19 protein-coding genes are annotated in these 19,949 nt (G+C 71.4%); 11 read left to right on the top strand and 8 right to left on the bottom strand.

Annotated elements, in window-relative coordinates; translation table 11 throughout:
* Positions 1–144: 144 nt before the first annotated feature.
* On the bottom strand, positions 145–1,800 hold the full coding sequence (locus tag ACIRC0_RS28795) for an FAD-binding dehydrogenase (RefSeq protein WP_403621465.1): 1,656 nt from the start codon (positions 1,798–1,800) through the stop codon (positions 145–147).
* Positions 1,801–2,166: 366 nt separating this feature from the next.
* Here ACIRC0_RS28795 and ACIRC0_RS28800 point away from each other — a divergent pair, with 366 nt between their 5' ends.
* The 7 genes from ACIRC0_RS28800 (at position 2,167) to ACIRC0_RS28830 (ending at position 7,838) form a co-directional block, all read left to right on the top strand.
* Positions 2,167–3,060 (top strand): DMT family transporter, encoded by an 894-nt coding sequence (locus ACIRC0_RS28800; protein WP_403621469.1) that lies wholly within the window; start codon positions 2,167–2,169, stop codon positions 3,058–3,060.
* 78 nt (positions 3,061–3,138) lie between these two features.
* Positions 3,139–3,657 carry an NUDIX hydrolase gene (locus ACIRC0_RS28805; protein ID WP_403621472.1) on the top strand — a complete coding sequence of 173 codons (519 nt, stop codon included), beginning with the start codon at positions 3,139–3,141 and terminating at the stop codon, positions 3,655–3,657.
* A 37-nt stretch (positions 3,658–3,694) separates the two neighbouring features.
* Positions 3,695–4,087, top strand: coding sequence for a YidH family protein (locus ACIRC0_RS28810; RefSeq protein ID WP_403621475.1), 393 nt, complete (start codon positions 3,695–3,697; stop codon positions 4,085–4,087).
* Positions 4,084–4,407, top strand: coding sequence for a DUF202 domain-containing protein (locus tag ACIRC0_RS28815; protein ID WP_403621478.1), 324 nt, complete (start codon positions 4,084–4,086; stop codon positions 4,405–4,407). The genes ACIRC0_RS28810 and ACIRC0_RS28815 overlap by 4 nt, the downstream gene beginning before the upstream one ends.
* 100 nt (positions 4,408–4,507) lie before the next feature.
* Positions 4,508–5,419 (top strand): MBL fold metallo-hydrolase, encoded by a 912-nt coding sequence (locus tag ACIRC0_RS28820; protein WP_403621481.1) that lies wholly within the window; start codon positions 4,508–4,510, stop codon positions 5,417–5,419.
* 175 nt (positions 5,420–5,594) lie between these two features.
* Positions 5,595–6,617 (top strand): phosphotransferase family protein, encoded by a 1,023-nt coding sequence (locus ACIRC0_RS28825; RefSeq protein WP_403621484.1) that lies wholly within the window; start codon positions 5,595–5,597, stop codon positions 6,615–6,617.
* A 6-nt stretch (positions 6,618–6,623) separates the two neighbouring features.
* The gene (locus tag ACIRC0_RS28830; protein ID WP_403621487.1) at positions 6,624–7,838 is read left to right on the top strand and encodes an acyl-CoA dehydrogenase; all 1,215 of its coding nucleotides are present in this window, start codon (positions 6,624–6,626) and stop codon (positions 7,836–7,838) included.
* A 75-nt stretch (positions 7,839–7,913) separates the two neighbouring features.
* Here ACIRC0_RS28830 and ACIRC0_RS28835 read toward each other — a convergent pair whose 3' ends face one another.
* The 3 genes from ACIRC0_RS28835 to ACIRC0_RS28845 all read right to left on the bottom strand — a co-directional run bounded on the left by ACIRC0_RS28835 (position 7,914) and on the right by ACIRC0_RS28845 (position 11,087).
* Positions 7,914–8,507 carry a TetR/AcrR family transcriptional regulator gene (locus tag ACIRC0_RS28835; RefSeq protein WP_403621490.1) on the bottom strand — a complete coding sequence of 198 codons (594 nt, stop codon included), beginning with the start codon at positions 8,505–8,507 and terminating at the stop codon, positions 7,914–7,916.
* Positions 8,508–8,676: 169 nt separating this feature from the next.
* On the bottom strand, positions 8,677–10,326 hold the full coding sequence (locus tag ACIRC0_RS28840; protein ID WP_403621493.1) for a class I adenylate-forming enzyme family protein: 1,650 nt from the start codon (positions 10,324–10,326) through the stop codon (positions 8,677–8,679).
* Positions 10,323–11,087, bottom strand: coding sequence for an SDR family oxidoreductase (locus tag ACIRC0_RS28845; RefSeq protein ID WP_403621496.1), 765 nt, complete (start codon positions 11,085–11,087; stop codon positions 10,323–10,325). The genes ACIRC0_RS28840 and ACIRC0_RS28845 overlap by 4 nt, the downstream gene beginning before the upstream one ends.
* Positions 11,088–11,236: 149 nt before the next feature.
* On the opposite strand from ACIRC0_RS28845, the gene ACIRC0_RS28850 reads away from it, so the two are divergent.
* Complete coding sequence (locus ACIRC0_RS28850; RefSeq protein WP_403621499.1) at positions 11,237–12,469, top strand: exo-beta-N-acetylmuramidase NamZ domain-containing protein; 1,233 nt, start codon at positions 11,237–11,239, stop codon at positions 12,467–12,469.
* Between the two features lie 88 nt (positions 12,470–12,557).
* On the top strand, positions 12,558–13,901 hold the full coding sequence (locus tag ACIRC0_RS28855) for a serine-threonine protein kinase (RefSeq protein ID WP_403621502.1): 1,344 nt from the start codon (positions 12,558–12,560) through the stop codon (positions 13,899–13,901).
* Between the two features lie 26 nt (positions 13,902–13,927).
* Here the strand turns inward: ACIRC0_RS28855 and ACIRC0_RS28860 are convergent, their stop codons facing one another.
* Positions 13,928–16,729: a penicillin acylase family protein gene (locus ACIRC0_RS28860; protein WP_403621504.1), complete on the bottom strand. Its 2,802-nt coding sequence runs from the start codon at positions 16,727–16,729 to the stop codon at positions 13,928–13,930.
* Positions 16,730–16,993: 264 nt separating this feature from the next.
* On the opposite strand from ACIRC0_RS28860, the gene ACIRC0_RS28865 reads away from it, so the two are divergent.
* A complete protein-coding gene (locus ACIRC0_RS28865; protein WP_366025595.1) occupies positions 16,994–17,596 on the top strand; it encodes a hypothetical protein in 603 nt (200 codons plus the stop codon).
* Positions 17,597–17,858: 262 nt separating this feature from the next.
* On the opposite strand, the gene soxR is transcribed toward ACIRC0_RS28865, so the two are convergent.
* A complete protein-coding gene (gene soxR, locus ACIRC0_RS28870; RefSeq protein ID WP_403621507.1) occupies positions 17,859–18,323 on the bottom strand; it encodes a redox-sensitive transcriptional activator SoxR in 465 nt (154 codons plus the stop codon).
* Positions 18,324–18,438: 115 nt separating this feature from the next.
* Here soxR and ACIRC0_RS28875 point away from each other — a divergent pair, with 115 nt between their 5' ends.
* Positions 18,439–18,900, top strand: a complete 462-nt coding sequence (locus ACIRC0_RS28875; protein WP_403621779.1) for a MaoC family dehydratase — start codon at positions 18,439–18,441, stop codon at positions 18,898–18,900.
* 21 nt (positions 18,901–18,921) lie between these two features.
* Here ACIRC0_RS28875 and ACIRC0_RS28880 read toward each other — a convergent pair whose 3' ends face one another.
* Positions 18,922–19,548: a TetR family transcriptional regulator gene (locus tag ACIRC0_RS28880; RefSeq protein ID WP_403621508.1), complete on the bottom strand. Its 627-nt coding sequence runs from the start codon at positions 19,546–19,548 to the stop codon at positions 18,922–18,924.
* Between the two features lie 69 nt (positions 19,549–19,617).
* Complete coding sequence (locus tag ACIRC0_RS28885; protein WP_103839144.1) at positions 19,618–19,905, bottom strand: YiaA/YiaB family inner membrane protein; 288 nt, start codon at positions 19,903–19,905, stop codon at positions 19,618–19,620.
* Between the last annotated feature and the right edge of the window lie 44 nt (positions 19,906–19,949).

Here is a 19,949-nt window from a genome sequence, read left to right on the forward strand (position 1 = left end):
TCAAGGGCGGACTGGTGGACCTACACGTGTCAACTGCGCTCAGAGGCAAGCGTGTTGAACACGCAACTTGAGCGAGCGCGCGGGGCGGGGCGGTGGCCGGGGGACGCTGCTCCGGCCCCGCGTGCGCTCGGCCCACCGCTCGGCTCAGCCGACCGCCTTGGCCGCCGCCCGTCCGGCGGTGCGTCCCGAGAACAGACAGCCGCCGAGGAACGTGCCCTCCAGGGAGCGGTAGCCGTGCACCCCGCCGCCGCCGAAGCCCGCCGCCTCCCCGGCCGCGTACACGCCCGGCAGCGGGTCGCCGCCCTCGGTCAGCACCCGGGAGGACAGGTCGGTCTCCAGGCCGCCGAGCGTCTTGCGGGTGAGGATGTTGAGGCGCACCGCGATCAGCGGGCCCGCCTTGGGGTCGAGGATGCGGTGCGGTGCCGCCGTACGGATCAGCCGGTCGCCGAGGAAGCGGCGGGCCCCGCGTATCGCGGTCACCTGGAGGTCCTTGGTGAAGGGGTTGAGGATCTCCCGGTCGCGCGCGACGATCTCGCGGCGCAGCTCGGCCTCGTCGATGAGCGGCTCCTTGGTGAGCGCGTTCATGCCGCGCACCAGCGCGCCGAGGTCCTTCTCGACGACGAAGTCCACCCCGCGGTCCATGAACGCCTTCACCGGCCTGGGCACGTCGGCGCGGGCCCGCACGATCACGTCCCGGACCGACCTGCCGGTGAGGTCGGGGTTCTGCTCCGAGCCGGAGAGCGCGAACTCCTTGCCGATGATCTTCTGGTCGAGCACGAACCACGTGTGGTCGTACCCGGTCTTCATGATGTGCTCGAGCGTGCCGAGGGTGTCGAAGCCGGGGAAGAGCGGGACGGGCAGCCGCCGGCCGCGGGCGTCCAGCCAGAGGGAGGACGGGCCGGGCAGGACGCGGATGCCGTGGTTGTCCCAGATGGGGTTCCAGTTGTGCAGGCCCTCGGTGTAGTGCCACATGCGGTCGCGGTTGATCAGGCGGGCGCCCGCCTCCTCGGCGATGCCGAGCATCCTGCCGTCGACGTGCGCGGGCACGCCGGAGACCATGCGCTCCGGCGGGTTACCGAGGCGCTTGGGCCAGTTGGCGCGGACCAGGTCGTGGTTGCCGCCGATGCCGCCCGAGGTGACGATCACCGCCTGGGCCCGCAGCTCGAAGGCGCCGGTGACCGTGCGGCTGCTGGCCTTGCCCCGCGGCGCGTTGGAGGGCTCCAGGATCTCGCCGGTGACGGTGTCGACGGTGCCCGCGCTGCGCGCGAGGCCGGTGACACGGTGACGGAACTTCAGTTCGACGAGGCCGCGCGCGACGCCGGCCCGCACCCGCCGCACGAACGGGGCGATCACCCCGGGACCGGTCCCCCAGGTGATGTGGAAGCGGGGGACGGAGTTGCCGTGCCCGGTGGCGTCGTAGCCGCCGCGTTCGGCCCAGCCGACCACCGGGAAGAAGCGCACGCCCTGCCCGTGCAGCCAGGCCCGCTTCTCGCCCGCCGCGAAGTCGACGTACGCCTCGGCCCACTTGCGCGGCCAGTGGTCCTCGGGGCGGTCGAATGCGGCCGTGCCCATCCAGTCCTGGAGGGCGAGCGCGTGGCTGTCGCGGATCCTGAGGCGGCGCTGTTCCGGGGAGTCCACGAAGAAGAGGCCGCCGAAGGACCAGAACGCCTGGCCGCCCATCGACTGCTCGGGTTCCTGGTCGAGCAGGATGACCTTCCGGCCGGCGTCCACCAGTTCGGCGGTCGCGGTGAGCCCGGCGAGGCCTGCCCCGATCACGATGACATCAGCGTCGTAGGCCATGCGCCCGTCCTCTCGCGGTGACGACCAGTCCGTTTCCTTGTTACCGACGGGTCAGATCCTTCGGCAGAAGAGTGACGGCGTCAACCGCCTGTTTCCGGGTACTCGCCGCTGTCGGCAAACTCACGTCGTCCGCCGCGCGGACGCGTGCGCCGCCGTGCGGCATGGGGTGCTCACCTGGGGCAAAAGCAGCCCCCGGCAGCGTTGTTGGCGTCTTCCCGGTGCCGGGCGGGGGTGCGGGACACCCGGCGTGTCGTACGGGCGGGAGCGTGCCGGGAAGTTGTCAAGCACGGGCAGGTCACAGCCGGGAGCGCTACAGTCAGCGTGATACGCATCCCGTGACCCCGCTGAATCATTGAGGTACGCAGCGTGTCGGTACTGGTTCTGGCTCTCGCCGTGAGCGCGGCCTTCTGTCTGGGCACCGGGTTCGTCCTGCAGCAGAACGCAGCCCAGCAGGCACCGCTCAGCGACTTCCTCTCCCCCCGCCTGCTGCTGGATCTGATGAGGGTGCCGCGCTGGCTCGGCGGTATCGGCCTGATGGTGGCGGGCATGATCCTCAGCGCGGTCGCGCTGTCCCAGGGCGAGATCTCACTGGTCGAGCCGCTGGTCGCCACGAACCTGCTGTTCGCGCTCGCCCTTTCCCGCCTACAGACCAAGCAGCCGCTGGGCCGTCAGGGCTGGGCCGGTCTGGTGCTGCTGGCCGGCGGTGTCACGGCGTTCATCGTGGCGGGCCGGCCCAGAGCGGGTGACGCGGTCACCGATCCGGTACGGCACTGGATGATCATCGGGGCGATGGTCGGCGCAGCGCTGGCGCTGACGGCGTATGCGAAGAAGTCCCGGATGATCATCGGACCGTCGCTGCTGGCGCTGGCGGCCGGTCTGCTGTACGGCGTGCAGGACGCGCTCACCCGGGTCAGCGGGCAGCGTCTGACGACGGGCGGGTGGACGGAGTTCATCACGGGCTGGCAGCCGTACGTGGTGCTGGTGCTCGGGGTGACCGGACTGGTGCTGGTGCAGAGCGCGTTCGAGACGGCGCCGCTGCGGATGTCCCTGCCGGCGCTGACCGCGGCCCAGCCGCTGGCCGGGATCGCCTGCGGGGTGGGCTTCCTCGGCGACCGCCTGCGCACCGACACGGGAGCGCTCGCCTGGGAGGCGGCCGGTCTCGCGGCGATCGTGCTGGGCATCGTGCTGCTCGGGCTGCACCCGGCGATGCCGCGGGGGTTGGGCGAGGTCGAACGCGAGAAGGACCTGCAGCCGGGGTGAGGCCGTGGCCCCTTGCGGCGGGGAGAAGAGCGCCGTCCTCGGCGGCCGGCGGCCGGCAGCGCCTGGTTGGATGGCCGTATGAGTGCCGCTGATGAGCTACTTGACATCGTGGACGAGGACGACCGGGTCGTCGGGCGGTCGCCGCGCGGCGAGGCCTACGCGCGGGGGCTGCGGCACCGGTGCGTGTTCGTGCTGGCGCGCGATGGCGACGGGCGGGTCTTCGTGCACCGCCGCACCCCTACCAAACTCGTGTTCCCCTCCCTCTACGACATGTTCGTCGGCGGCGTCGTCGGCGCGGGAGAGACCTACGACGACGCCGCCCTGCGCGAGGCGGAGGAGGAGCTCGGCGTCAGCGGGCTCCCCCGGCCCGAGCCGCTGTTCAAGTTCCTGTACGACGACGGCGCCGGACGGACCTGGTGGTCCTCGGTCTACGAGGTCCGCTGCGACCTGCCGGTGAACCCCCAGGCGGAGGAGGTCGCCTGGCACGCCTTCCTGCCCGAGGACGAGGTGGAACGGCGGCTGTCGCAGTGGGAGTGGGTCCCGGACGGGCTCGCCGCGTACCGGCGGCTCAAGGAGTACCGCCGGTGCACCGACTGAGCGCGGCGCGGCACGGCGCCCCCGGTAGGGTCCTGCCGTGATCGAATTCGTACGGAACGTCCGGCTGTGGTTCGCGCCCCAGGCGGTCCGCGAGGAAGGCCGTACACCCGACTACCGCTTCTCGCTGGCCAACGAGCGCACCTTCCTGGCCTGGTTGCGCACCGCGCTCGCGCTGATCGGCGGCGGCTTCGCCGTGGACCAGTTCCTGCCCGGCCTGCGCTGGGCCTGGCGCGTGGGGCTCGCCCTCGCGCTGCTCGGCTCCGGGGTGCTGTGCTCGCTGCGGGCCGTCAACCACTGGGTGCGCTGCGAGCGGGCGATGCGGCGCGGCGAGGACCTTCCCGCCTCCCGCTTCCCGGCGATGCTCAGCCTCGCCATCGCCGTGGTGGCCCTCGCCATGGTCGTGGTCGTCCTCGTCGGCTGGGCCGGATGAGCGCCCCGGCCGGTCAGCGCGACCCGGGGCTGCAGCCGGAGCGCACCCGGCTCGCGTGGCGCCGTACCACCCTCTCCTGCACCGTGGCCGCCGTCCTGGCCGCGAAGACGGCGCTGCACGGCAGGACGACGGGCGGCTTCGTCGCCGTCGCGCTGTGCTGCCTGCTCTGGCTCGGCTTCCTCGCCCTGGCCGGGCGCCGCATCCACGCCCTGGCGACCGCCGAGCCCGGCCACCCCCCGCGGCTCACGCCCCGCCACGCCGCGGCCGCGACCCTGTGCACGGCCGCGCTCGCGGTGTGCGCGGCGGCCCTGGTGTTCTGAAGGCACTGACCGAGGACTGCAAGAGGAACCCCCGATACGGGAGGCTCGTTGTCGACTGGCAGGCTGTCCCGCACCAGTTGACAACGCAACAGGGGGTTCCATGGCCGCGGCTGACCCGTACACGGTCGCACTCGCCGACGACGTACACGCCTATGTCCAGCCGGACGGCGGCTGGTGCCTGAACAACGCCGGGTTCGTGAGCGACGGGACGGCCACCCTGCTGGTGGACACCACCGCGACCGAGCGCCGCACCCGTGCCCTGGGCGCGGCGATCGCGGCGACGGGCGCCCCCTCGCCGCGGGTGGTGGTCAACACCCACCACCACGGCGACCACACCTACGGCAACGCCTTCTTCGCGCCGGCCGCGATGATCGTCTCGCACGCCGACTGCCGCCGGGAAGCGCTCGCCGCCGGGCACAACCTGCCGTTGATCTGGCCCACGATCGACTACGGGGACGTCCGGATACAGGGTGCCGACCTGACGTACCGGGACCACACGACGGTGCACGCGGGCGCGGTGGACGCCGAGGTGATCCACCCCGGCGTCGGGCACACCGTGGGCGACTCGGTGGTCTGGCTGCCGCACCGGCGTGTGCTGTTCACCGGCGATCTGGTCTTCGAGGGCGGCACGCCGTTCTTCCTGATGGGCTCGCTCAGCGGCTCGCTGCGCGCGCTGGAACGGCTGCGCGCGCTCGGCGCCGAGACGGTGGTGCCCGGGCACGGGCCGGTGACCGATCCGTCGGCGTTCGACCGTACGGAGCGCTATCTGCGGTTCGTCGCCGAGGTCGCGCAGAAGCACCACGCGGCGGGCCGTACGCCGCTCCAGGCGGCGCGGTCCACGGATCTGGGGGAGTTCGCAGAGTGGCGGGAGAGCGAGCGGCTGGTGGCCAACCTGCACCGCGCCTACGCCGAGCTGGACGGCCTGGCCGAGGGGGCGGCTCTCGATCCGCTGCCCGCCTTCCGGGACATGGCGGTCATGAACGGCGGGGAGATGATGGCCAGCCACGCGTGAGGGCCGCGTCCGTGTCACGGCGGCGCCCCGCCGCCGTGACACCCGCGACCGCCGGCGCCACGATGGCACCGTGGCGCCGATCACGTTCGCCCCGCGCACTGGACGACATACCGACCGGTCGGCATCATGAGGCACAGGTCCTGTTTTCCGCGCACGTCGCATGTGAGGAGCAATGATGAGCCCAGACCACCCGCCGGGTCTTGATCTCGGCCGGCTGCGCGGCCTGCTCGACGCCGAGCGGCCCGGCCTGGTGAACGGCCCCCTGACCGGGCGGCTGATCGAGGGCGGGCGGTCCAACCTCACCTACGCCGTCTCGGACGGCGCGGCGCGGTGGGTCGTACGCCGTCCCCCGCTCGGCCACGTCCTGGCCACCGCGCACGACATGCGGCGCGAGCACCGGGTGCTCAGCGCGCTGCACCCGACGCCGGTGCCGGTGCCGCGCCCGGTGCTGCTGTGCGAGGACGAGTCCGTCCTCGGCGCCCCCTTCTACGTGATGGACTTCGTCGAGGGCACCCCCTACCGCACCGCCGAACAGCTGGCGCGGCTCGGCCCGGAGCGCACCCGGAACGCGATCCTCGGCCTGGTGGACACGCTGGTCGAGCTGCACGCGGTGGACCCCGAGGCGGTGGGTCTTGCGGACTTCGGCCGCCCGGAGGGCTTCCTGGACCGTCAACTGCGCCGCTGGGGCAAGCAGTTGGACGCCTCGCGCAACCGGGAGCTGCCCGGCATCGACGAGCTGCACGCGGCGCTCGGCCGCGCGCTGCCCGACTCCCCCGCACCGGCCGTGATCCACGGCGACTACCGCCTGGACAACGTTCTCCTCGGTGACGACGACCGGATCACCGCCATCCTGGACTGGGAGATGTCCACGCTCGGCGACCCGCTGACCGACCTGGGTCTGCTGGTGATGTACAGCGTGCCGCTCGGGACGCCCGACTCCCCCGTCTCCACGACCGCCGAGGCCCCGGGTCACCCCGATCCGGCCGAGCTGATCGAACGGTACGCGGCCCGCTCGGGGCGCGACGTCTCCGCCGTCTCCTGGTACACGGCGTTCGCCTGGTTCAAGCTCGCCGTGATCCTCGAGGGCATCCACTACCGCTACACGCTCGGCCAGACGGTCGGGCAGGGCTTCGACCGCATCGGCGATCTGGTGCCCGTCTTCATCGAGCACGGCCTGACCACCCTGCAGGAAGGCTGATCCGTCATGGACTTCGCGTTCGACGCGCGCACCGAGGAGCTGCGCGCCAAGCTGCTCGCCTTCATGGACGAGTACGTCTACCCGGCGGAGGCCGTATCCCACGAGCAGCGTGAGCGGCTCGCCTCGCCGTGGGACACCCCGCCGGTCGTCGAGGAGCTGAAGGCCGAGGCGCGCCGGCAGGGCCTGTGGAACCTCTTCCTGCCGGACGCGGAGTACGGCGCCGGGCTCACCAACCTCCAGTACGCCCCGCTCGCCGAGATCACCGGCCGCTCCCCGCAGCTGGCGCCCACCGTGACGAACTGTGCGGCGCCCGACACCGGCAACATGGAGGTCCTCGCGCAGTTCGGCGACGAGCAGCAGAAGAAGCAGTGGCTGGAGCCGCTGCTGGCCGGGGAGATCCGCTCGGCGTTCGCGATGACCGAGCCGGAGGTGGCCTCCTCGGACGCCACGAACATCACCACGCGCATCGAGCGGGACGGCGACGAGTACGTCATCACCGGCCGCAAGTGGTACATCTCCGGGGCGATGAACCCCGACTGCCGGATCTTCATCGTGATGGGCAAGACCGACCCGGACGGGCCGGACATCCGCCGCCAGCAGTCCATGGTGCTGGTCCCGCGCGACACCCCCGGACTGACCGTCCAGCGCGCGATGCAGGTCTTCGGCTACGAGGACCACTACCACGGCGGCCACGCCGAAGTGATCTTCGACCATGTGCGGGTGCCGGTGTCGAACCTCATCGGCGAGGAGGGCGGCGGCTTCGCCATCGCCCAGGCGCGGCTGGGTCCGGGCCGGATCCACCACTGCATGCGGCTGATCGGCATGGCCGAGCGGGCGATCGAGCTGATGTGCAGGCGAGCGGTGTCTCGCACCGCCTTCGGCAAGGCGCTCGCCCAGCAGGGCGTGGTCCACAACTGGATCGCGGACGCCCGGGTCACGGTCGAGCAACTGCGGCTGCTGGTGCTGAAGACCGCGTGGCTCATGGACACCGTCGGCAACAAGGGCGCCCACACGGAGATCCAGGCGATCAAGATCGCCACGCCCCGGGCGGTGGTCGACATCATCGACCGGGCGATTCAGTTGCACGGCGCGGGCGGAGTGAGCCAGGACTTCCCGCTGGCCGAGCTCTATGCCGGCGCCCGCACGCTGATGATCGCCGACGGCCCGGACGAGGTCCACCAGCGGTCGCTGGCGCGGCGGGAGCTGAAGAAGTACCTGTGAGACACGGGTGAGGGGCGGACGCCGTGGCGTCCGCCCCTCACCCATGTGCGTCGATCATCCCTGTGCGTCGACGGGCTACGGCCGCAGCGCCCTCAGCAACAGGTCCGCCAGGTGGTCGGCGACCTCCCGGGGGCCGAGCGGGCCGTCGGGGCGGTACCAGGTCGACAGGTGGTGCACCGAGCCGAAGTGGTAGTCGACGACCAGGTCGGCCGGGGTGGCGGTGGAGAACACGCCCTCCTTCTGGCCCTCCTCGATCAGCGCGCGGAACCGCTCGTGGTAGCGGCGCCGCTCCGCGCGGACCTGCTTGTTCTTCTCCGGGCTGAGGTGGTGCATGGACCGGAAGAAGATCATCGCGTCGTCGAGGTTCTCGATCGTGGTGACGACGACGTCGGCTGCCGCGTCCCTCAAACGCTTCTCCACGGGCTCGTCGGCCTCCGCGAAGGCGTCGAGCCGCTCCTGCTGGACACGCAGCACGCGCGCGTACACCTCGTGCAGCAGATCGTCCTTGGAGCCGAAGTAGTGGTACAGCGCGCCCTTGGTCACGCCTGCCGCCTCGACGATCTCCTGCACGGACGTGCGGTCGTAGCCCTGCTCGGCGAAGAGCCGCGTGGCGGCGGCCAGGAGCCGCTGCGGGACCGGCGTACCGTCCCCGTCCGTCGTTCTGGGCACTGCCGCCACCTGCCTTTCCGTGATGTACCGGCGATCTCTACTGGCTCGTCTGCGCCTGTTCTCGGTCGTTCGCCTCCGGAGCGCTCAAGCCGGTGTCGCGACCCCGACCGTGCTCAGCCCTTCGGGCCTCCGCGCGGTCGCGCTCTCGACACCGGCGCGCCCCTTCGGCTCACTCCCGGCGGGAACGCAGTTCCCGCCGGAGGATCTTCCCACTCGCCGTCTTCGGCAGCTCGGGCAGGATCTCCACCTGGCGCGGGTACTTGTAGGCGGCCAGTCTCTCCTTGCAGTACGCCGCGAGCGCGTCGGGATCCGTCTCGGCGCCCGGGCGCAGGCTGATGTACGCCTTGACGGTCTCGCCGCGGTACCCGTCCGGCACCCCCACGACGGCCGCCTCGCGCACCGCCGGGTGCGTGTAGAGGACGTCCTCGACCTCGCGCGGCCACACCTTGAAGCCGGACGCGTTGATCATGTCCTTCTTGCGGTCCACGACGTACAGCCAGCCCCGCTCGTCCATGAACCCGATGTCGCCGGTGCGCAGCTCGCCGTCGGGGAAGGTCTCGGCGGTGGCCTCGGGGCGCCGCCAGTAGCCGGGCACGACCTGGGGGCCACGGACGACGATCTCGCCCTGTTCGCCGAACGGCACCTCCTCGCCCCTGTCGTCGACGATGCGGACGACCGTGTCCGGCCCGGGCACGCCGACCGCCAGAGTCCCGGAGACCGGGTCCACGGGGGCCTCCTGACCGGGCGGGACCGAGGCGCAGGGTGCGGTGCACTCGGTCAGGCCGTAGCCGTTGCGGATGTACGGCCCGAAGCCGGCCCGGAACTTCTCCACCAGGGCGGGCGGCAGCGGCGCGCCACCGGAGGAGATGACCCGGAAGGAGGAGAAGTGGTCCGGGGTGACGGACGGGTGGGCGGCGAGTGCCATGAAGGCGGTGGAGGGGCCGACGGTGTAGTGCGGGCGGTGCTCGGCGAACGCGTCGAGGACGACGCCCGGCTCGAACCGGTAGGCGAGGACGAGCGTGCCGCCGCTGGTGAGACAGGCCACCAGCTCGCACACCATCCCAGTGATGTGGAACAGCGGTGCCAGCGCGAAGTAAACGGGCGCCTCGGGCAGGCCGAGGCCCGTGCGCTGCCGCTCGGCGTTGTACATGATGTTGCCGTGCGTGTTGGTGGCGCCCTTGGGGGTGCCGCTGGTGCCGGAGGTGTAGCTGATCAGCGCGAGGTCGGACGGGCCCACCTCGCGGCCCTCGGGCGCCTTGTGGCCCTGCCGGGCGACGGTGACCAGGTCGTCGGCGTCGGCGGCCTGCTCAAGCCGCTCGAAGGTGAGCACACGGGCGTCGTCACGGGTCTGGAGGTCCCGCTCGCAGGCGGTCAGCACGATCCGCACGGGCGATGCGGCGGCCGTGTCGCGCAGGTACGACTCCCAGGCGCGGTCGGAGCACACCAGGGCGGTCACCTCGGCGTCCTTCAGGACGTGCGTGACCTCCCCCGACTTGTACATGGGGTTGACGGGCACGACGGTGGCGCCGGCCTTCCAGGCGCCGAGCAGGGCCAGCACGAAGTGCGGGGAGTTCTGCAGCAGGATCGCGACCCGGTCGCCGCGCTCCAGACCGCGCGCGGCGAGGAACCCGGCGACGGAGTCGGTCAGCGCGTCCAGTTCGGCGTAGCTGATCCGGCCGTCGAAGTAGGCCAGGGCGGTGCGCTCCGCGGGCACCTCGCGCAGTGCGTGCGGGAGCGAGTCGGCGGGGCTGACCGGGGCGCGCTGGGCATCGTTGAGCAGGGTGAGCCAGGGCTTGGCGGCGTAGCGGGAGGTGGTCACCGGTCGGCCTCCCACTTCTGCTGGATGTGGTTCATGCTCGTCAGCCAGCGGTCCGGGTCGGTGGCGCGCGCCTGGTAGTAGGCGGCGACCTCGGGGTGCGGCAGGATCAGGAAGCGGTCCTCCTCGATGCCCTTGAACAGGGCGTCGGCGACGTCCTCGGGGTCGATCGCGGTCGGTGCCAGCACCAGGTCACCGGCAGTGCCGGAGGCGGTCAGCATGTCGGTGCGGACGCCCTGGGGGCAGATCGCGTGGACCTTCAGGCCGCGGTGGCGGTACGTCAGGGACAGCCACTCGGCGAAGGCGTACGCGCCATGCTTGGTGACGCTGTAGGGGGCGGCGCCGATCATGGTGAGCAGTCCGGCGGCGGAGACCGTGGAGACGAAGCGGCCCGCGCCGCGCTCCAGCCAGGCGGGCAGGAGTTCCCGGGCCGCGCGGACGTGGGCCATCACATTCACGTCCCAGGCCCGCGCCCAGACCTCCTCGTCGGCGGCCTCGGTGCCGCCGGAGCCGAGGCCCGCGTTGGCGCAGTAGACGTCGATCGTGCCGCCGAGGGCGTCCCGCGCCTCGGACACGATCGCGGACGCGTCGCCCGGGACGGCGATGCCGCCGATCTCGTCGGCCACGGCCTTGGCCTTCTCGGCGTCCAGGTCGTTGACGACGACCCGGGCCCCCTCGGCGGCGAAGCGGCGGGCCAGCGCGGCCCCGATGCCGCCTCCCGCCCCAGTGACGACCACTCCCGCATCCTGCACGGCTTCCACCATCGGTCTCCTTCGACGCGACACGCACCGGCTCTGCTGCCGTCGGCTCTGTACGGCGGCCAGACTAACCAGTCGGTATGTAGCGAGGGAAGAGGCTGCTTCGCCAGCCATTGCGCGGGCATGACAGTTCCATCGAGCAGGGAGGTCATCGCATGAGGCTGTCCAGACGAGGGCTGCTCGCCGCCACCACGGCGGCGACCGTGCCGTTCCCCGCGGCGTCCCGGGCCGGTGGCGGCGGGCGGCTGCGCACCGGATTCGAACGGCTGGCGGCGGAGGGCTACGCGCCGCTGGCGGGCCGCCGGGTCGGCATCGTGACCAATCCCACGGGCGTGACGAGGGACGTCCGGCACATCGTGGACGTGACGCACGCCGACGCCCGGGTGAACCTGGTCGCGGTCTTCGGCCCCGAGCACGGCTTTCGCGGCACCGCCCAGGCCGGCGGATCGGAGGGCCGCTACGACGACCCGGCGACCGGGCTCCCCGTCTACGACACGTACCTGAAGAGCGGCCGGCCGCTCGCCGACATCTTCACCGCGTCCGGCGTGGACACCGTCGTCTTCGACATCCAGGACGTGGGCGCCCGTTTCTACACCTACATCTGGACCCTCTACGACTGCATGGAGGCCGCCGCGCTCGCCGGCAAGCGGTTCATGGTCCTGGACCGGCCGAACCCGGTGACCGGACGCGCCGCCCTCGGCCCGGTCCTGCACAGGGAGTTCGCGACCTTCGTGGGCCGGCAGCCGATCGCGCAGGCGCACGGGATGACGGTCGCGGAGCTGGCGCGGCTGTTCAACGAGGAGTTCCTGCCCACGCCCGTTCCGCTCGACATGGTGCTGATGACCGGCTGGAGGCGGTCCGACTTCTACGACGCCTCCGGGCTGCCCTGGGTACCGCCGAGCCCGAACATGCCGACACCCGACACCGCGCTGGTCTACTCGGGTACATGCCTGTTCGAGGGCACGAACCTGTCCGAGGGACGCGGCACCACCCGCCCCTTCGAACTCCTCGGCGCGGAGGGCGTCGACGGCCGCTGGGCAGCGGAAGCGGAACGACTGGGGCTGCCGGGCGTGCACTTCAGGGAGGCGTACTTCGCGCCCGCCTTCTCCAAGTTCCAGGGGAAGACGGTCGGTGGAGTGCAGATCCATGTGCACGACCGGGCCGCCTACGACCCCGTCCGCACCGGGATCGCGCTGCTCGTGACCGCCAAGAAGGTGTGGAGCGGTTTCGCCTGGCGCTCCGACGACTGGATCGACAAGCTCACCGGCTCCGCACGGGTGCGCACGATGATCGACGCCGGCGCCACGGCCGACGAGGTGGTGGCCGCGTGGCAGGACGAGCTGGCCGCCTTCCGGCGGATCCGCGGGGAGTACCTGCTGTACGGATGAGTCGTGACGTATGGCCAACCGTGCCCGCCCGCAGGACGATGCGCGCACTGCGCACAGCGCACTCGACCTCGGGGCAAGGGGGCCCGTCATGGCGGTACCGGCAATGAGCGTGAGTCCCTACTGGGAGCTGACCTTCGACGCGGACGGCGACGTCGACGGGCCGGAGCGGGACCGGCTGGTCGCGGAGGTGACACGGCGGGGAGTACGCGACCTGCTGGTCTTCGCGCACGGCTGGAACAACCAGCGCTCCGGCGCCACCCGGCTCTACAGCAGCTTCTTCGCGCCGGTGCCCTTGATCGCGCCCAGGGCCCGCCTCGGGTACGTGGGCGTGATCTGGCCGTCGATGATGTTCGCGGACGAGGCGATCCCCCATTTCCCGCGGTCGGTCGCGGCCGAGGTGCCGGCGGCTCCGCTGCTGGACAAGGACAGCCGCCACGCGCTGCTGGAGGTGTTCCCCGGCCGTGCGACCGTGGTGGAGCAGCTCTCACGGCTGCTGGAGCAGCACCCGGACGACGGTGCCTCGCTGGAGGAGTTCGGGCGGCTGGTACGGCTGCTGGTGGAGGTGCGGCCGCAGGGGCCGCAGGCCGCGTTCGCCGCGGACACCCTGGCCCAGGGGGCTCCCGAGGACGAGCCCGGGATGCTGACCGGGGACACGGCCGAGGTGTGCCGGAGCTTCGCGCGGGCGCTGGAACAGGTCCAGTCGGCCGGTGGGGAGTCCCCCGAGGGGTTCTCGTTCACGCCGAAGGGGGTGTGGGACGGCGCGCGCGAGTTGCTCAGACAGGCCACGTACTACGCGATGAAGCGGCGCGCGGGGACGGTCGGCGAGCGGGGGCTCGGGCAGGTGATCGGGCAGCTGGCGCAGGCGGCGCCCGGGGTACGGGTGCACCTGGTCGGGCACAGTTTCGGCGGGCGGCTGGTGTCGTTCGCGCTGCGCGGGCTGCCGGAGCAGGTGCGCACGGTGAAGTCCGTGACGCTGCTGCAGGGCGCCTTCTCGCACTACGCGTTCGCGGCCCGGCTGCCGGAGGACCCGCATACGAGCGGTGTGCTGCACGGGCAGCAGAACCGGGTCGACGGTCCCCTGGTGTGCTGCTACTCCCACTTCGACTCGGCGCTCGGCACGCTCTACCCGCTGGCGTCCCGCATGGCGGACGACGACCGGTCGCTGACCGGGGACTTCGCAGCGGACTTCGACATCGGCCGGCTCCTCGGCCCGCGATGGGGAGCGATGGGGCACGACGGAGTCCAGGCGGTGGACGGCACGCGCGGCCTGACGCTCGCCGACGCGCTCGGCGGCGAACTGCCGGCGTCCGGCTGCGTCAACGTCGACGCCTGTGCGGTGGTCTGCCACGGTGGTCCGCCGGCGGGGGCGCACAGCGACATCGTGCATCCGGAGCTGGCCCGGGTGGTGCTGGCGGCGGGCCGGGTGAGCTGACCCGCCGCCGCACCTCACCTTCCGGCCTACCGGTGCGAGGTGTACTCCACCACCTGCTGGAACGTCGGCCGGTTCTGCCAGCTGATCCTGCCGTGCTTGATGCCGCCCAGGGTGCGCTGGACGATCGAGTCGGCGCACCACTGGTCACCGGCGGAGCACTGGTCGTCGCCCGGGTAGACCTGGGACGCGGTCATGCCCGCCGCCTGCTTCAGCGTGCTGATCAGGGTGTCACGGCAGGCGCTCAGGCTGCCGCCGCCGCAGTACTTCTGCGCGAGCGGGCCCTGCACCGGCTCCCCGAGGACCGCCCGGATGTCCTTGTCGACATAGCTCCACCAGCCGTACTGGAAGGAGCTTCCGGCGTGCGATCCGGTCGGGCCGTGCGCGGCCGAGGGGGACTCGTCGATCGGCAGGTTGTCGCCGAAGGCGGTGTACAGGTCGCTGCCGAGGCCCGGCTGGAACTCGGCCTTCACCAGCAGCGGCCACCAGGCGTCCAGGATGCGGATGGCGTCGGCGTTGGCGTACGTCTTGGAGCCGGCCGAGGTCTCCGTGCGCTTGGCGCCCGCCGTCACCCAGGCCTGCAGCTTGCTGACCGCCGCCGCGGCCGTGGAGTCCGTCACCGTACTGCTGCCCACGACCTTCAGCAGCTTCGGCAGCACGTCCTCGGCCCGCAGATCCGCGAGAGCCGCGTCCGCCATCGCCTTCGCCAGGGACGACCTGGTCACACCGCCGGCCGCGACCAGCTTCCGCACCCGGTCCTCCAGCAGGTTGCCGCGGTGGACCGAGCCCTCACCCCAGGGGGCGGCCGTGTAGTCCTTGGCCTGCTTGTTGTTCCAGGAGATGTAGTAGTCCTGGTCGACGGAGTTGGGGTGCTGGGACGGCGGGGTGTAGTCGGCCGTGTTGGTCGCCGGGTCCCAGTTGCGCCACTCGTACGCCGCCTGCGCCCATACGGGGAACTCGGCGTCGACACCGCTCGCCCGCACCGGGTTGTCGCCGCTGTTGTAGTACGCGGTGTGCTGGGAGTCGGCGTAGAACCAGTTGAAGGTGTAGTTGATGTGCTGGACCGCGCTCTGGAAGTCCTTCGGGCCCTTGACGTAGTCGGGGTCGTTCAGCATCTGGAAGCCGATGATCGAGTCGGCCTCGTGCAGGTAGGACGAGCGCAGGGTGGTGTAGGCGACCTTCTTGCCGCCGACCGTGGCGCGGTACTCCACGGGCCCGTACTCGGTGCGCCACACGCGCATGGTGTAGGAGCCGGCCGGGGTCGAGTCGGCGGTCGTGGGTGACCAGGAGTTCTTCTGCTCGACCTTGTCCATGGCGGTGCAGGTGCCGTGGTACAGGTAGTGGTAATCGTCCTGGCACAGCTCGACCGCGTAGGTGTCGATGATGTCCTGGCCGGAGGTGGTGGCGCTCCACGAGTAGTCCTGGCCGCGGCCCAGTTCGACGTACATGCTCAGGCCCGCGAAGGAGGCGCCGCGGGCGCTGATGCCGGGCCCCTGGATCTCCTGGAGCATGAGGAGCTGGGGCGCGAAGTAGCCGGTCTGCGGGCCGAAGACGGCGATGGGGTGGCCGCTCGCGGTGTACTTGCCGCTGACCACCAGGGCGTTGGACATGCCGCGCTTGGCGGAGGTCAGGGCGGTGGTGGCCGCGGTCTTCGACGCACTGGCCGCGCTCGAGGTCGCCGCGCTGCCGGTGCGGTCGTGGACGAGCGGTTCCTGGGTCACCGAGCCCGCCTCGGGCAAAGCTTCGCCCTGGGGGCTCGAGGGCTTGGTCGCGTACGGGAAGCTCTCGCCGTTGTGGACGGTGAGGACGGCCTCGGGGTCGTTGCGCTCGCGGAAGGACTCCCAGACCCTGGTGCCCTCCTCCACGCCGTACTTGGACTGGGCGGCCAGCAGGGAGATCGCGTTGTTGACCTCGCCGCCCCCGCCGGAGCCGAAGAGCGCGCCGATGACGGAGGCGAGCGCGACCAGGTCGGTGACCTTGAAGTGCTCGATGGTGCCGGCGTTGGTGATGGAGTCCTTGTGGCCGGTCAGGACGTACTCGCCGGGGAAGTAGCGGCCGCTGTCGGAGGCGTCGATGTAGGCGTTGACGCCGGCCAGGTAGGCGTTGACATCGGCGAGGGCCTGCTTGCCGCGGTCGCCGGCGGCGGCCACCGCGTTGTCGATCTGCGCCTGGAGGTCCGCCTCGGTGTAGGGCGCGTTGCGCCAGAACTCCTGCTCCAGGCCCTGGTTGGCGGCGGCGCCGCCCGCGAAGGAGGTGAGCTGTCCGCGGCCCACGTGCCGGAAGACGTCCATCAGCCACAGCCGGTCCTCAGCCGCGGCATACCCGGCGCCGAACTCCGTGCCGTACCTGGTGGTACCGGTGATGTGCGGGACGCCCGTCTTCTTGTCGCGGACGATCGTCACGTCGCCGCGGCCCGCGGGCTTCTCGGTGGAGGCGACTTGGTCGGAGGGAACGCCGAACGAGGCGTCGTTGAAGAAGTTGTTGATCTTCGCGTCGGTGAGGGTGGAGTACCCGGTGGCCAGGTTGGCGTAGGGGCCGAGCTGGTCCTCGGCGTGGGCGGGCTGGGTGCCGAAGGCCTGGTTGAGCAGGATCTGGGCGAGGGTGGCGTTGCCGTTCTCGCCGGGCGGGAGGATGTCCGAACACTGGCCGCCGCAGTAGTCGTTCGACGCGGCCGCCTCCGCGGTGCCCGTGGCCGCCTGTGCGGTGGCCGCGGCGGTCGGGGACAAAAGCCCCGCGATGAGCACGCATATCGACGCGGCCTTGAGGAACTTGGGGGTTCTGCGAGGAGTTCTCAGTCTGTCGAGGGCGGTGCGTGGGGTGCGCCGTGGCATGGCAGCTCCTCCCGACGATGGGGGTCCCCCCTGCTCGAGCGAAGCCGAGAGCTTGGGGGAATGGGCGGGCGGACGTTACCGCCGGTATCCCCGCGATTGAAGATGAACATGCGTCAGTTTTTCAACCGTCCGGCAAGTGCTTATGGAGGTCATCGGAAATCCGATGGAGCCGAATCGCGTGTCGATACGTCTATTCGGCGACGTCCCCAGGACGACGCCGAAGTGACCGAAGTACTGGTGCAGTTGTGACGGAGGTGCAGGGCGATGGCCGGTTTCCGGAGTCTGGCGAGACAGGTCCGTGATCCGAGGTGCGATCTGGCACTACGGCGCTACTCACTGCGCAAGTGCCTTGAGAAGTTCGCCCCCTACGGGCACAGGGCGACCTGGGACCATCTGTGCTCCCGGGCCGGGTTCGGTCCCGAGGACCGCTCCCCCGATCCGGCGCGGCTCGTGGCCGCACTGGAGGAACTGGAGGAGGCCCGGTCCGTGTGGCTCACCTACGAGGCCGAGTTCACGGAGCGCCGCAAGAAGGAGAAGCACGACGGGCTGCGCCGGCCGGGCAGTGTGGACGACTGGCACCGGCTGACGTGGGGCGGTTTCGGGGTCGCGTGGTGCGACGACCCGCGGGTCCACCCTCATGAACCGCTGGCGGAGGTGCTGCGCAGGCTCATCGCCGCACTGGAGCGCGAGCCGGGCTCATCGTGTCCGGTGTGCGCCGGTGAGCGCCTCACTTGGAGATACGACCTGGCCCATGAGCCGTCGTCGGGCCCGGTCTGCACGGACTGCGGCATCCTGGTGCCGTCGCACGTGCTGACACCTGGGGCTCTGGCACGGACCAGGCGCGCGCGGCTGCTCGTGTCGGCCTAGGGCCCGTGGGGGTGCGCCGGGGGATGCCGCACCCCCGTTGTCAGCGGCTCCCGACCCGTCGGGACAGGGTGCGGAAGCGAGCCGGGGGCCTACGGGTGCCCGGTGCCGGGGCGAGCAGGGAGGACGTGCGCCAACCGGCGCCTGCGGGGCGCCTCCCCAGGCTCTTCGAGCAGGGGGTGCCCCAGCGCCCACCCGTGCCGCCCTGGGGTCCCCCCAGGCCGTCAAGGCTCTGGGGAGGTACGACTGCCCGGAGGGGGCGGGGCTACCGCTTGCGGCGTTCCACCAGCAGGCGGGAGCCTGACTGCCGTTCGCCGAACACATCGTCCGGGTTGGACAGCACGCACGTCTCCAGGGACAGGCAGCCGCAGCCGATGCAGTCGGTCAGGTGGTCCCGCAGGCGGCTCAGCTGCTTGATGCGTTCGTCCAGTTCCGAGCGCCAGGCCGCGGAGAGGCGGGCCCAGTCCTCGCGGGTGGGTGTGCGCTCCTCGGGGAGTTGCGCCAGCGCCTCGCGGATCGTGGCCAGCGGGATGCCCACCCGTTGCGCCGCCCGTACGAAGGCGACCCTGCGCAGGGCGTCCCGGGAGTAGCGGCGCTGGTTGCCCGCGGTGCGGCGGCTGCTGATCAGGCCCTTTGACTCGTAGAAGTGCAGGGCGGAGACGGCGGCGCCGCTGCGGGCGGACAACTGGCCGACGGTCAGCTCGTGGATCTTCTCCGGGATCTGGGGCACCTTCCAGAGCCTACCCACCGCGGCACAGGCGCCGTCCGTTGACACCGGTGCCGCACCCGACCATGCTAAGCAGTTGCTTAGACATCGTGATTTCGTGACGCGAGAGGCCGGGAACATGGCAGAGCCGAGGACCTTCACATCCACCGACGAGCTGAAGGCGGCGGTGGGCGAGCAGCTGGGGTACACCGACTGGCTGGAGATCGACCAGAAGCGGATCGACCTGTTCGCGGAGGCGACCGGCGACCACCAGTGGATCCATGTGGATCCGGAGAAGGCGGCCCAGGGCCCCTTCGGGACCACCATCGCGCACGGCTACCTCACGCTGTCGCTGCTCCCGCTGTTCGGGCCGCAGCTGATCAAGGTGGAGGGCGTGAAGATGGGCGTCAACTACGGCACCAACAAGGTCCGTTTCCCCGCGCCGGTCCCGGTCGGCTCCCGGGTGCGCGCCACCGCGACGATCTCCGGCGTCGAGGAGGTGCAGGGCGGCGTGCAGGTGGCCGTCGCCTTCACGGTGGAGCGGGAGGGCGGCGACAAGCCGGTGTGCGTCGCCGAGTCGGTCGCGCGCTACTACCTCTGACCCCGGACCCGGTGGGGGCGCCTACTTCCCTGCCCCCACCATCCGCAGCACGAGGTCGGCGTAGAGCGCGCCGACCTCCTCGGGGGTCCGGGACCCGTTGACGTTGAACCAGCGGGCGACGTCGATGCACAGGGAGAGGATGGCCAGCGTCGTCCCCTTCACGTCCAGCACGTCGAACTCGCCCGCGGCCACGCCGTCCTCGACGATCCCGCGCACCTCGGCGTCCACCTGGCGGCGCAGGGCCAGGATCTCGGCGCGGGCGTCCGGGCCGAGCGCGTCCAGTTCGTACTGCACGACCCGCGCGGTGGTGCGCCGCCCGGCGTGCCAGCGGACGAAGGAGCTCACGGCGTCGGCGAGCCGCTCGGTCGCGCTGCCCTCGCGCCGGGCCGCCGTGCGCAGGATCTCCAGCGCCTTGTCGTGGCCGATGCGGCTGATGCGGTGAAGCAGCTCTTCCTTGGTCTTGTAGTGGATGTAGAGCGCGGCCGGGCTCATACCGGCGCGTCCCGCGATGTCACGGGTCGTCGTGGCGTGGTAGCCGCGTTCGGCGAAGGCCTCGACCGCGGCGACCAGCAGCCGCCGGGCCGCGTCCGGGGTCACCTCGGCCCACGGCTCCACCTCGCCGCCGGCTGTCTCCTCCGCCGTACTCATCGCTCGCCCCTTCCACTGGCAGGACGAACACCATACCTCCGAAGGTGAGCGGGCGCTTAGCGTGCCCGCTCAGAGCTTTTCGAAGGGGTCGTGCTCGGCGAGCAGCTTCTCCAGTCTGGCCTGGTCGACCCGGCTGACGATCTGCCCGGCCTCCTGGCGGTCCCGGATCACCTTGGCGAGGGTGAAGGCGGAGGTCACCAGGTACAGGACGGCGATGCCGAGGAAGGCCCGCACCCAGGCGTCGGCGTGCAGCTGGAAGATCCCGACGGCGGTGGCCACCAGGGCGATGGCGAAGGACGCCACGGCCTGCCCGTAGAAGGCGGCCGTGTTCTGCTGTCTGACCGGAGTCTCACTCATGTGGACCAGGGTCGGCGGACGGCGGCGCCGGGACATCCGCACGC

This window comes from Streptomyces sp. NPDC093984 (assembly GCF_044764595.1).
Classification (GTDB): domain Bacteria; phylum Actinomycetota; class Actinomycetes; order Streptomycetales; family Streptomycetaceae; genus Streptomyces; species Streptomyces cynarae.